Source organism: Clostridium sulfidigenes, from assembly GCF_052067195.1.
Taxonomy (GTDB): Bacteria; Bacillota; Clostridia; order Clostridiales; family Clostridiaceae; genus Clostridium_J; species Clostridium_J sulfidigenes.
On record NZ_JBQHQR010000015.1, the window covers coordinates 77905 to 90250 of the forward strand.

The 12346-nt window shown below is 29.9% G+C and carries 15 protein-coding genes; 14 read left to right on the top strand and 1 reads right to left on the bottom strand.

The features are described from left to right. Nucleotides 1–114: 114 nt before the first annotated feature. The 12 genes from ACTNBA_RS15690 to ACTNBA_RS15745 all read left to right on the top strand — a co-directional run bounded on the left by ACTNBA_RS15690 (nt 115) and on the right by ACTNBA_RS15745 (nt 7749). Nucleotides 115–264 (top strand): hypothetical protein, encoded by a 150-nt coding sequence (locus tag ACTNBA_RS15690; RefSeq protein ID WP_441075200.1) that lies wholly within the window; start codon nt 115–117, stop codon nt 262–264. A gap of 51 nt (nt 265–315) precedes the next feature. Beyond that, nucleotides 316–501 (top strand): hypothetical protein, encoded by a 186-nt coding sequence (locus ACTNBA_RS15695; RefSeq protein WP_441075201.1) that lies wholly within the window; start codon nt 316–318, stop codon nt 499–501. A gap of 143 nt (nt 502–644) precedes the next feature. Next, nucleotides 645–1541 (top strand): aminoglycoside phosphotransferase family protein, encoded by an 897-nt coding sequence (locus ACTNBA_RS15700; RefSeq protein ID WP_441075202.1) that lies wholly within the window; start codon nt 645–647, stop codon nt 1539–1541. 186 nt (nt 1542–1727) lie between these two features. Beyond that, entirely contained in the window at nt 1728–1868 is a 141-nt protein-coding gene (locus ACTNBA_RS15705) for a hypothetical protein (protein ID WP_441075203.1), read from the top strand. 74 nt (nt 1869–1942) lie between these two features. Continuing rightward, complete coding sequence (locus ACTNBA_RS15710; protein WP_441075205.1) at nt 1943–2080, top strand: hypothetical protein; 138 nt, start codon at nt 1943–1945, stop codon at nt 2078–2080. A 42-nt stretch (nt 2081–2122) separates the two neighbouring features. Next, the gene (locus ACTNBA_RS15715; protein ID WP_441075207.1) at nt 2123–2707 is read left to right on the top strand and encodes a GGDEF domain-containing protein; all 585 of its coding nucleotides are present in this window, start codon (nt 2123–2125) and stop codon (nt 2705–2707) included. A gap of 57 nt (nt 2708–2764) precedes the next feature. Further along, nucleotides 2765–3751: a helix-turn-helix transcriptional regulator gene (locus ACTNBA_RS15720; protein WP_441075209.1), complete on the top strand. Its 987-nt coding sequence runs from the start codon at nt 2765–2767 to the stop codon at nt 3749–3751. 246 nt (nt 3752–3997) lie between these two features. Beyond that, a complete protein-coding gene (locus tag ACTNBA_RS15725) occupies nt 3998–4318 on the top strand; it encodes a hypothetical protein (RefSeq protein WP_441075211.1) in 321 nt (106 codons plus the stop codon). Between the two features lie 51 nt (nt 4319–4369). After that, nucleotides 4370–6055, top strand: a complete 1686-nt coding sequence (locus ACTNBA_RS15730; protein WP_441075213.1) for a hypothetical protein — start codon at nt 4370–4372, stop codon at nt 6053–6055. Nucleotides 6056–6078: 23 nt separating this feature from the next. After that, nucleotides 6079–6483: a hypothetical protein gene (locus ACTNBA_RS15735; RefSeq protein ID WP_441075214.1), complete on the top strand. Its 405-nt coding sequence runs from the start codon at nt 6079–6081 to the stop codon at nt 6481–6483. Beyond that, entirely contained in the window at nt 6483–6737 is a 255-nt protein-coding gene (locus tag ACTNBA_RS15740) for a YkgJ family cysteine cluster protein (protein ID WP_441075216.1), read from the top strand. The genes ACTNBA_RS15735 and ACTNBA_RS15740 overlap by 1 nt, the downstream gene beginning before the upstream one ends. Nucleotide 6738: 1 nt before the next feature. Beyond that, nucleotides 6739–7749: a hypothetical protein gene (locus ACTNBA_RS15745; RefSeq protein ID WP_441075217.1), complete on the top strand. Its 1011-nt coding sequence runs from the start codon at nt 6739–6741 to the stop codon at nt 7747–7749. 765 nt (nt 7750–8514) lie between these two features. Here the strand turns inward: ACTNBA_RS15745 and ACTNBA_RS15750 are convergent. Beyond that, complete coding sequence (locus tag ACTNBA_RS15750) at nt 8515–9477, bottom strand: alpha/beta hydrolase (RefSeq protein WP_441075218.1); 963 nt, start codon at nt 9475–9477, stop codon at nt 8515–8517. Nucleotides 9478–9714: 237 nt separating this feature from the next. Between ACTNBA_RS15750 and ACTNBA_RS15755 the strand changes: the two genes are divergently transcribed. Further along, nucleotides 9715–10701: a DNA/RNA non-specific endonuclease gene (locus tag ACTNBA_RS15755; RefSeq protein ID WP_441075219.1), complete on the top strand. Its 987-nt coding sequence runs from the start codon at nt 9715–9717 to the stop codon at nt 10699–10701. A gap of 216 nt (nt 10702–10917) precedes the next feature. Continuing rightward, the gene (locus ACTNBA_RS15760; RefSeq protein ID WP_441075221.1) at nt 10918–12243 is read left to right on the top strand and encodes an erythromycin esterase family protein; all 1326 of its coding nucleotides are present in this window, start codon (nt 10918–10920) and stop codon (nt 12241–12243) included. Nucleotides 12244–12346 lie beyond the last annotated feature (103 nt).

A 12346-nucleotide genomic window follows, 5' to 3' on the forward strand; every position in this document is an offset into this window, starting at 1 on the left:
CATATAAGTATTTTAGCGTAATTAATGTTATATTATGGCTATTAATGTTATAATTATTGTAAATATATTCAATTAGCAATGATTAGATTTTATCAATAAAGAGTGAGTGATGTTTTGACGAATACAGAGAGAAAAAGATATGATTTAACTTCAGCAGACACAAAAATAATAGGAACTGACTATCAATTTTTCTATTTTATAAATGAGTTATTAAGATTAAAAAAAGGCCAACAATTAGGATATGAAGTGAAATTATATAGATGAATATGTGAATTTAATTACAAGCGTGCAAAAAGAAGGTCCATACACTATGGAATGCCATCTTATGAAGCTATGGAAGCTTATGAAAGAAAGGAAGTTATTTTAGGAGGTTGCCTTGTAACAGACAACGATCCAGATTATGGGTGTTTATGCTACAATCATAGGTGGTCAGTGAAATATTTTAAAGTGGAAGATATTATGAAGTTCAGGTTAAATATATTGAAGGGAGAAAAAGTGTAATAACTGGGGACATTGGTGATGGAGGGGAAGTTTGGGATTTGATTGAGCCAATTATAGGTGAGTAAATATTTCTATTTCATTGGTTATAAATGAATAAGCTTAAACTGTATATCAAGAGAGGGATAAAATAAGGGGGAATTGAATTGTTTGAGGAAATTAAAAATCATGATAAGTGGTGTATAGTTGAGAAAATCAATAGAGGTTGGTCTGATGATATAAAATATTATATTGAAACAGTGGATAATCAAAAGTTGGTTTTGAGGATTTCTAATATAGATAAATATGAGGAGAAGAAAAAAGAGTATGAGGTTATTTGTAAATATACAAACCTAGGATTTATAATGTCAGAACCAGTTAGTTTTGGGGTATGTAATGAGAATCAAAATGTCTATATATTGTTAACTTGGGTTGAAGGTGAAGATTTAGAACTTGCATTACCTAAACTTGAACAAGATAAACAATATTTGTTAGGTCGGGAAGCAGGGGATATATTAAGAAGAATACATGGTCTTAAAGTACCTGATACTGAAATTCCATCAAATACAAAAGTTCCTAAGAAGAAAATTCAAATCCAAAAATATATTGATTCTAATGTGAGAATTGCTGGAGATGAAGTTGCACTTGAATTTATAAATGATAATCTTGATAAGATATGGTCGAAGCCGCCTGTTTATCAACATGGGGATTTTCATCCTGGAAATTTGATACTGACACCTGAAGGGAAAATTGGTGTAATAGATTTTAACCGTTGGGAAATTGGCGATCCCTATGAAGAATTTTATAAGCTCGAGAGTTTTGGAACAGAAGTGAGTATTCCATATTGTAAAGGACAGATTGATGCTTATTTTGATGATAATGTTCCAGAAGATTTTTGGGGAATTCACGCAGTATATGTAGCACATGCCTCACTATATTCAATAAAATGGGCTGAGAAGTTTGGACAAAAAGACATTGACAATATGGTTAAAATATGTAAAAAATCATTTGGTCATTATGAAAATTTTAATAGACGAATACCAAACTGGTATACTATTTCCTGAATGGATTTAACAGGAGGCAAGGATGATAATGCAACGTGGTATGGTTAAGATCCATTAATGTGTTATGAATAGTTAATAATATCTAAAACAATTAACCAATAAACGTAAAGTATGGAAGTGCTAGATGATGAGAGTATCAAGTGAAAAGTATAATATAAATATTGAAGTTGATAACACATACACATTGTGAGAGATATATTTACTACACCAGATGGTAGTGATATATTTGAAATTGAAGAGGATAAAATAAGGGTTAAAGATTGGGAAGGGTATATATATACGTTAGATAGTAAAGGGAAGTTAATTAGTGAAACAAAGGATATATAGTAAAATTTTATAGTTTTAATTAGAGCATCTCAAACCAGGTGCTTTTTTTATACCCATTTTTAGGAGGTAACGAAATGAAAATACCAATAATATCAAAACTATGGGAGCATAGAGCAGGTACTAACAATAGCTTTTGGGGTAGTACCTATAGTTTCTTTTTTATAAAGATATTTAAACTGACAGTCAATGGCATAATGAGGCTTTATAATTAAGATAAGGTTTAAGAAATACAAATTTTGATGGGGGTATAAGTAGTGAGTTACAACAATGTCAGCAAAGAAAGACTTATTGAGATTTTAATACAGAAGGATGATATGTTAGAAGAATTAAGGTTAGAAAATAAAAAATTAAGTTACTTAGCTAATATAGATGGGATGACAGGTGTATTAAATAAAAAATCGGGTTTAGGATTTCTAGAAAGAGAGTTTAAATTATCTCAAAGTAATAATAAAAATCTTGTTGTTTGCTTTATTGATGTGGATGGATTAAAGACTATAAATGATAATTTTGGACATGGAGAGGGTGACAAGCTATTAACGTGTATAGCTAAAATTTTAAAAGAAGGTATTAGAAAAACTGATTTTGTTATTAGAATGGGAGGTGATGAGTTTTTAATAGTATTTCCTGAAACAACAATGCAAGAAGTTAATAAAGTATGGGAGAGAATTTTAAAATTAGTAGAAAAGATTAATGGTAATTATGAAAAATACAATTTGAGCATTAGTTATGGATTCTATGAATACATTAAAAAAATGGAAGAAAAACTATCTACTAGTGAGATAATAAAAAATGCAGATATAGAAATGTATAAAATGAAAAGAGAAAAAAGGAGGATTTAAGGAATATGTGTAGAAAAATAAATAGGTTATACTATCTAAAGGAGTAAAATTTTAGAAATGGAAAGATTTAAATCAGAAGTCTTGTTATATATTTACAATAGATTATTTGAAGGAAAAATAGTTAGGAAGAATGATGTAGAAGACAAATTTAATATTAGTGAAAGAACTTTCTATAGATATATAGAAGATATTAAAAAATTTCTAGAAAAGCCTGATGGTGAATTAGTTGGTGAAGAAATAATAGCAGACAGGGCAAAAGGAGGATATATTCTTAAAGGTAAGCATGAAAGAAATCTCAATGAAAAGGAAGTTCTAGCTATTTCTAAAGTGCTTTTGGAAAGCAGAGGTTTTGTAAAGATGGAGCTAAAAGATATGTTAGACAAGCTCCTTGAAAATTGTATAAGCGAAGATAAAGATAATATTAAAAGAATTATAGGAAATGAGTTAGTTAACTATGTTTCACCACAACATAGTAAGAAGCTTTTAGATAAGTTATGGCAAATAAGCAATGCGATAAAAGAACAGAAAATACTGAGCATTGGATATTTTAAAATGGGTACTGATGGAAAATTACAAGAAGAAGTTTCGCAAAGAAATGTATATCCACTAGGATTGTTATTTTCAGAGTATTATTTTTATCTCATAGCTTATATTGAAGGAAAAAGCTATGAATATCCTACTATTTATAGAGTAGATAGAATTAAAGATTTAATCATTACTGATAAAAAATATAAAGTAGATTATAGTAAAAGATTTCAAGATGGTGAGTTTAGAAAATTAATTCAATTTATGCAAACAGGAGAACTAGAAAGGGTAAAGTTTAGATTTACAGGTAGATCTATCGAGGCAGTTTTAGATAGGTTACCTAATGCTAAAGTGATAAAGGAAAAACAAGGAGAATACATAGTTGAAGCAAAATTATTTGGTAAAGGGATAAAAATGTGGCTTTTAAGTCAGGGGGATTCTGTAGAAGTTATAGGTTCTGATAAATTAAGGGAAGAAATAGTGGAAAGTATTGAAAAGATGAAAAATTTATATATATAATAATTGACGAAGAAAGTGGTAAAAAGCTTCATGTATCTAATACTTAGAGATTTTAAGAGTCGGTGTATACAGTTAATTCTGAGATATATGGGAATGGTGAAGAAGTGAGGTGAGTTGAGAATAATGAATAGAGGAATCAATGGTAAATTAGGAGAGTTGTCTGTATATAAAGCTTTGCTTAAAAATGATATCACAAATTTGTTTGTCCCATTAGATCCAACATAATCTCAATGTGACATTATAGCTTTGTCTAATGATTATAATAATCCTATAAAAATAGAAGTTAAGTATGTTGATACTAACAATAGCAACACAGATTTTTCAATAGATATATGGAATGATAACAACTTTAAGTTTGATTTTATGATTGTGTATATAAGTAATAATGGAAAAAATACCTTTTGGATAATTGATAGAGATGAACTTAGTAAAAATAAGGATGATGAAAAAATTCAATATTCTATTACTAAAAAAGGTAAATACCAGATTTATATGAAAAGATATATTAATAGTGAACTTAAAACATTATTTGTAGACAAGTGGGATAAAGTTGGATCTTATATGTAAATAGAAGAATATTAGTTTGTTAAAGAATGATAGAATGTTAGGAGGGAAAATATGTCTCAAGGAGAAGCAAATACGTTAAAGTTTGTACAAGATATAGATAGTAAAGAAATCACTTTAGAAGAAAACGATTTTGATAATTCACCAGTATTTAATGGAATCTTTAAAGAGTATGAAAAAGTAGTAGTTAGGAGTTTGATAACTTCATTTGGTCTTGATGCATTGTTAATAGCAGATAGACGTGGTGGAGATGTTGATACAATTAATACTGTTAGAGATTCAAGCGTAACTGATTATGCAGATAAAAAAAATCAAGCGTCATATGAAAATAGAGGAGAATACAACTCGGATTCCTATCACAAACATAAGAACTATATGGCTACTAATAAAAAGATTAGTGAACAAAAGAAAAATGGAAACCTTGAAGATGCTTATACTGGGAATAAGGTGAACCAAAATGCAAATATTGATTTAGATCATACAATTTCAGCAAAAGAAATTCATGATGACCCAGGCAGAGTATTAGCAGGGTTATCAGGAGAGGATTTAGCAAATACAGATACAAACTTAAATGCAACAGATAGAAGTATTAATCGATCTAAGAAAGCTAAAAGTTCAGAAGAATTCTTAAAAAAGCTAGATGAAGATAGCCAGCAAAGAAGAGAAAAAATTAATGAATTGAAGGTAAAGAAAAATCTAACAGAAAAAGAGCAAAAGGAACTTAATAAGCTTGAGAAGTTAGAATCAGTAGATACTCAAAGACTTAAAGAAAAAGATACTGAAGCAAGAAAAGCTTACGAAAAAGAAATAGCATATACATATTATACTAGTAGTAAGTTTTTGAAATCAACAGCTAAGGCGAGTTTGAAAAAAGGAACTCAAATGGGGCTACGTCAATGTTTGGGATTAGTATTAACAGAAGTATGGTTTACTGTTAAGGAAGAGTTTCCCGAAATAGTTTCTAAGATGAAAAATAACTTTGAATTGCCACAATTTTTAAAGGAAATTGCTAATACAATAAAAAAAGCCTTTAATGGTATTATTGCTAAATATAAGGAAGTAATCTCAGCATTTAAGGATGGTATGCTAGCTGGAATACTATCATCTATTTCATCTACACTAACTAACATATTTTTCACTACTGCAAAATGTGTAGGAAAAATATTGCGAGAATCATGGGCTTCAATTGTTGAAGCTGTAAAGATTTTAGTATTCAATCCGGATAACTTACCATTTGGAGAGATGTTACGAGCTGTTGCTAAAATTATTGCAACAAGCGTATCTGTAATTTGCGGTAGCTTAGTTCAAGAGGCAATATCAAAAATGAATCCAATAAAGGTACCTATTATTGCAGATGTACTTCCATCTTTTATTGGATGTATGGTTACAGGAATAATGACAGTATCAATGCTATATTTCTTAGATCATTCTAAAATAGTTCAAAAGATTGTAGATTATGCTAATCAACTTAAGAGTGAGTTCGATTATAAGTTAGAGTATTTCAGAGAAGTTAATAAAAAGCTCACTATATATGTATCTAATCTAGCATCTATAGATTATGTTACTCTAGAAAAAGAAATAGTAAATCTAAAGAATATTAATGCAAGATTGCAATTAGCATCAACAATTGAAGAATTAAATTTTACACTTCATCAAGTACTTCTTGAACGTAACATCAAGTTGCCATATGAATCGTTAGACGATTTTATGAATGATAAGGATTCTATCCTTATAATATAAATAAAAAAATGGGGGAGTTTAGTATGTATTTAGCACAATTAGATTTAAATAAGAAAAAACTATTTTTAGACTTAAGTATTCATGCTGCAATGTCAAATAATAATCTTGGAGAAGAAGAAAAATTTATAGTAAATTCTTATTGCAATGAAATGGGATTACCCAAAAGTGAGTATCTTGTCACAAAAGATTTGGATACAGTGTTACATGAATTGAAAGCGACATGCTCACCAAAAGAAGTTAATATTATACTCGTTGAGATTACAGCACTTATCGTGGGTGATGGGGTGTATGATACTTTGGAGAAAGGTTTTATGAAAAGAATTCAAGCCACATTTGAGATAGCAGATGAAAAACTAGAGAACACAATACTGGCAATAAATGAATTAACGAATGTATATAAAAGGTTAAATGAGGTGATTGAAAGTTAATGTTTAAATGTAATCGTTGCGGTAGTTGCTGCAGAAGTATAGGTGGCATAGATTTGTATCTGGACCTTGATGATGGAAGTGGGGTTTGTAAACACTTAGACAGAGAAACAAATCTGTGCTTAATATATGAAAATAGACCACTAAAATGCCGTATTGATGATGCTTATAAAAAAATATTTAAAACTGAAATGTCATTAGAACAATATTATGAATTGAATTACGAATGTTGTAAAAAATTAAGGAGGAGTGAGTAATATGCCATTACCATTTATATTATTAGGTGCAGCAGCAGTAGCTGGTGGTACTGGACTTGTTAGTGGAGGTATGGGTGCAAAAAAGGTTCATGATGCAAAGAAAATAATTTCAAGTGCACAGTATGATTATGATAAGAAAAAAAGTGAATTAGATGAAACAGAGAAGAAAACAACAACATGTCTTGATGAGCTGGGAGAACAAAAACTTGAAATTTGGAAAAGTTTTAAAAGATTTTCAGATGCGTTTGAAAAGATTAAAAATAAACCACAATTCACAGCAAATAATGAGGATAAGTTATCTTTTACAAAACATGAGTTAGATGAGATTCAAAATATTTCAATAACAGCAATAGATATATTAGGCAGTTCAATGCTTTCAGCTGGAGCAGGAGCTTTAGCAGGTTTTGCTGCATATAGTGGAACAATGGCTATAGGTGTTGCATCGACAGGAACAGCTATTAGCGCACTGTCTGGAGCAGCTGCTACTAATGCTACTTTAGCAGCACTAGGTGGTGGAGCGATTGGGAGTAGTGCTACTGCAGGAGGAATGGCTCTAGGTACAACTGTTTTAGGTGCTGCAGTAGCAGGACCAGTAGTAGCAGTAGGAGGCTTACTTTTAAATGCGAAAGGTAATTCTAGTCTGCTTAAAGCTGAAGAAGTTCGTAGTGAAGTAGCTAAAGCCATACGTCTTATGAATGAATCTATAAATTATTTAAATAAGCTCAGGGGTGTAAGTATAAATTTAAATTCGGAGTTAAAACAACTTTTCTCTGTATATGAAAAACAAGTTTCAATCTTGGAATATTTAGTTTCTAGAGAGATTGATTATGATATATATTCTTCTGATGATAAAAAAATAGTTGAGAATAATATTATGTTAGTGAAACTCTTAAAACAAATAACACAAGTTGATTTGATTAAAGAATTTAATGGTAAAGATGTGGTGCAAGAGCATACAATTAAAAACGAAATAATAAATTCTAAGCTTGTAAGAAATACATTAGCAGCATAGGTAATAGACTTAATTATGATTAAATGAAAAATAACTTATATTTCTAATATGCAACTTTTTCACATTTTCTTGACTTTTCTACCTTTTGAGTGGTGAAGTAATGACAGAGGATCAAAAATAAAAAATCAGATAATTAAGAGAACAGGGGATAGGCTATAAAAAGATAGCAATATGGGTATTGCAAATAAAGTATTTGTCCCAGTTTTAGACTTAGCCCCCTTACTATAAAAAGACCCATGGGGTCGCTAGGAAATGTTTTTTAAATTGTACTTACAGCTTTTCTATAGATATGTAAAGACAGTGATGCAGCTATCTAAGAAAGTCTAGTAATATCAATAGTTTAAGGCATTAACAACAATAAAATAAAGTGTGTTTTATCTCCTTCAGTTAGCATTCCTGAGGGAGATTTTTTGTTGTTTTAACACAGGGGGGTATATTAATACACAAAAGTATTTTAAAATTTAGAACCTTAGAGAATAGACGGGGGTTCAATACATCAGAACAGAGGATTTTCGTGAACTACAGAATATTACTGCTGATAAGATTATTGTAGAAGCACATTCTTTAGATGTGATGGAAGCGTTTGGGGAATATATCCCGGACAATTTGTATTTACAGCTTTCCGAAAATCAGATTAAAATGATTATGAATAAGCAGGCAACACAAGCCTAATACAGGTGATGGTCATCACCACCTGCTTAAAGCTTGCGCTAACCACATTATATAAATTAATATAAGCACGACAAGATGTAGACACACCCACAATTAATTATTAACTATAAACTCCACAGCCTTTAAAGTTTTTTCATCTAAATCTTCTGGGTACCAGTGTCCAATTCCTTTATTAATATGATATTCATGAGCAAGTCCAACTTCCTTAAATATCTTTAAGAGATGCTGAACAACTGGGTCAGTGTCCTGGTCCCCTTCAAGAATAACTATTTTTGTTTTTCTTTCTGCTAATTTCTTTGTATCTTCAAGTCCGACGATATCTAAGTAATCACCAGGGCATAATGCAATAACTCCTTTTATTGGAATAATGTTATGAAAAGCCATATCAATAGAGGTAGTTGCACCACCAGAGAAACCTCCAAATAATACACAAGTTTCATCAATGGAATAGTCTAATAATAATTGTTCATAGCAATCTTTCAGTTCTTTTCTTGATAGAGTGGGATCACTAAGCCAGCCAAAGCTGTTATGGAAATACATTTGTGATGATTGAGGATATACAACTATGTATCCTTTTTCTAAAAGTGCATCAGGCTTCCAATACCAGCTAGTATTTTTTATATTGCAATGAAATCCATCACCATGTAAGCAAAGGAATAATGGATATTTTTTTGTTGGATCATAAGATTTTGGAAGGTGAACTTCATATTCTAGCTTAGAATTTTCTTTAGCTTGGTGAAGTAGCTTTGTATTTAAATTATTAAGAGACTCATATTCAGGGTGGTTTCTTAATAAATCAAAGTTTGGCCAGTGTATGGGAAATGGATAACCTTTTTCAAGTGATTTTTTTATAAGATTAATACAGCTCTCACTATTATTGGTTTGAGTATATACCCTAGATTCATCGATGATAAGTTCAAATAGATTTTCTTCATATTCATCCTTTGGTAAAAGTTCATTTGCATGAAGGAGTATATTTAAAACTTCATCATACTTTTTTTCAGAGAAGAGTATTGAATAGTATTCTTCAAATTCATAAAAATTTCTATAATTCATAGGAATCTCCTTTAATTAATATTTATTTTAAATATTACCAATAGGTTAATTATAACAGATAAGGGATTATAGGTATATGGAAAGGTTGGTTATAAACGTAACATATTCATAAGTTATGCAGTTTGTGTAGATAAATAGAGATAACCTTAACATAAAAAACTAATGTAAGTAGCTTTATCCATGCCTGGATGGTAAAATAATAGAGAACTGAAGATGATTAGGGGGAATTTTGAAGAGATGAAGAAATTTTTGTCAAGCTTAATTGGAATAATATTTGCTGTTTTAATTTTTGGCATGACCATGATGCCAAAAGATGCAAAAAATCAACAAAATATTGCAAGTAATAAAATTGAAGCTAAAGAAGAGAAGAAAATTGAAGATACTTCAATGGATGAATCAACTGAAGCAGATAAGGAAACTGCAAGTAATTTAAAAGAAGAATCAAAGAAAGAAACTTCAGCTGTTATCACAGAAGATATATTTTCAGGATATAAGCTGATAGTAGTTGATGGTGGAAATCTATCTGGACACAGAGAACCTAATGTTGTAGTTGACATAGGATTTGGAGATAGAGAATATTATGCTTTTACCAATGAATACGGTCAGCTTGTTAAGGTAATAGCAAAGGAGATAATCTTGCAAGATGATTCAACAGAGCCTGTTAATTCAAGTGGAAGATATTATCAAGATGAAGCGAAAGTGCCAGGAGTTGAAAGTAGGACCTTGGATGAGGGACATGTTATAGCTGATTCACTTGGTGGAGTCTCCAATGCATACAATATAACTCCTCAGAATAGTATCCTTAATAGGCATGGTGACCAGGCTTATATGGAAAAGGTTATTCGAGATGCTGGAGGTTGTACAGAGTTTGTTGCAATAATAACTTATCCAAATACAACTACACAAATACCAAGTCACTATAGCTACACTTATACAATTAATGGCAATGTAATTAATGATGAATTTGATAATGTGAATCCTGATGAATATAATGCAAGTTTAGAAACGAATACTTCAACTAACAACTCAAATTCTAGTAATAATACAAATACTACTATCAATAATTCAGGTAGTACAAGCAGTCCAGGGAAAGTATATTGGACACCTAATGGAAATAGCTATCATACTACAAAGAGTTGTTCTACTTTATCTAGAAGTAAAACTATTTTAGAGGGAACACTACAAGAAAGTGGAAAGAATGACCCATGTGATAGATGTCATTAGTGAAAAGTAACTTAAGAGATTAGATTAAATTCTAGTCTCTTTTATTTTCCACAAAATACATAGCTTAATGAAATATATGGTATAATTTCTATATATTTATTGAAAGCCAAGTGTTACTTGGTCAAGTAATAATCAAGAGGCCTTTGCAACTAATATAGCAAATCAAAGAAGTGTAAAAGAAATTACACCAACAGATGTTTTTGGGGGGATTAAATTATGAGCAAAGTGAAAAAAGTCATTGTATTACTAATTATTATAATGGGTTTATTAGGGGGAACTATTATTTATATAAGGCCTATCAGTGAAAAACAATATGTGCAAAAGAATGCTGATGAATTAAATTTACAGAATTATGAGGATTATTCTGATTTAAACTTTCTAAAGGAAGATATAAAAGATAAGAAGGTTGTATTTACAAATGAGGTTCATGGAGCTAATGAAAACGCAGATGTTCAGTATAAATTTGCTAGTTATTTGATTGATAATTGGGATTGTAGATATTTATTATTAGAAATGGGATATGCAGAAGGCGAAATTATTAATAAATATATTCAAACAGGAGATGAGGAATTATTAAAGAATTTCTCAAATATATGGCAATCTAAATTTAATAATGTTTCATATATAGAGTATCTAAAAAAGCTTCATGCAAAAAATAAAGGTCTTCCACAAGATAAAAAGATAATAATAAAGGGAGTAGACTCCATTGAAAATTCAGAAGCCACTGGAATGTATATTGATTTACTTATAGAAGATAATCCTGAATTAGGCAAAGAGCAAATTACTGCCTTAAATATTTTCAAGAAACAAATTACAGAGTGTATTATAAGTGATGTTCATGGATGGGGTGGAGAAGAAAATATAAAAAACATATTAAGTGCAGTAAAAGAAATAAGTGATATAATAAATGAAAACAATAAAAGCTATAAGGAAGCATTAGGTGAGAATCTGTTTAGTATTTCCTTTATATTAAATAATATTAAAAATTCACAAGACTTTAATTTTACAACTGCTGCAAGTGTATACTCTGATAAGGAGTGGTATGAAACTAGAGATAAGTATATTTATGAAAACTTTAAGAAGTTAGATGAATATTTTAAAATGGATAAATGCTATATGCATTATGGAGTTCAACATGCTTATCAAAAGGAGATTAATGGTGTTAAATTTTTAGCGGCTTATTTGGCTGAAGACGAAAAATTAAAGGATAAGTTATATAGTATTAATACTATATATGGAGACGGAACAATTTTTCAATTTCAATCATATTCACCTACTCAATATTTTAGTATAAGCTATGAATTGAGAGAAATACTTAATGGTTCTAAATATGAAGGCAAAGATATATTTATAGATTTAAATAATAGAAAAAGTACATTTTCAAAAGAGCTTACACCTACAGTGTTTACTTATTATGATAGTGCAATGGTTGAAAAAGAAGTATTTTATAGTAATAAAGGAGTTACAACAGATTATTTTCAAGGTGTTATTTTAATTAATAAACCTACTAATGTTGAGCCAGCTATTCCTGTAGGAAATTAATTTAATATAGTTTGATTGAGTGGACTGAGATAGAAGTTGTAATTGAATAGATATTAAGGTTTGACCGCTAACTGAGTAATTTAATATTCTTAGTTAGCGGTCT

What these genes read in the sequence shown, in the direction of transcription:
- ACTNBA_RS15695 (WP_441075201.1), top strand. Translation starts at nt 316, where the DNA reads ATGCCATCTTATGAAGCTATGGAAGCTTATGAAAGAAAGGAAGTTATT.
- ACTNBA_RS15710 (WP_441075205.1), top strand. Translation starts at nt 1,943, where the DNA reads ATGAAAATACCAATAATATCAAAACTATGGGAGCATAGAGCAGGTACT.
- ACTNBA_RS15720 (WP_441075209.1), top strand. Translation starts at nt 2,765, where the DNA reads ATGGAAAGATTTAAATCAGAAGTCTTGTTATATATTTACAATAGATTA.
- ACTNBA_RS15730 (WP_441075213.1), top strand. Translation starts at nt 4,370, where the DNA reads ATGTCTCAAGGAGAAGCAAATACGTTAAAGTTTGTACAAGATATAGAT.
- ACTNBA_RS15735 (WP_441075214.1), top strand. Translation starts at nt 6,079, where the DNA reads ATGTATTTAGCACAATTAGATTTAAATAAGAAAAAACTATTTTTAGAC.
- ACTNBA_RS15740 (WP_441075216.1), top strand. Translation starts at nt 6,483, where the DNA reads ATGTTTAAATGTAATCGTTGCGGTAGTTGCTGCAGAAGTATAGGTGGC.
- ACTNBA_RS15745 (WP_441075217.1), top strand. Translation starts at nt 6,739, where the DNA reads ATGCCATTACCATTTATATTATTAGGTGCAGCAGCAGTAGCTGGTGGT.
- ACTNBA_RS15750 (WP_441075218.1), bottom strand. Translation starts at nt 9,477, where the DNA reads ATGAATTATAGAAATTTTTATGAATTTGAAGAATACTATTCAATACTC.
- ACTNBA_RS15755 (WP_441075219.1), top strand. Translation starts at nt 9,715, where the DNA reads ATGAAGAAATTTTTGTCAAGCTTAATTGGAATAATATTTGCTGTTTTA.
- ACTNBA_RS15760 (WP_441075221.1), top strand. Translation starts at nt 10,918, where the DNA reads ATGAGCAAAGTGAAAAAAGTCATTGTATTACTAATTATTATAATGGGT.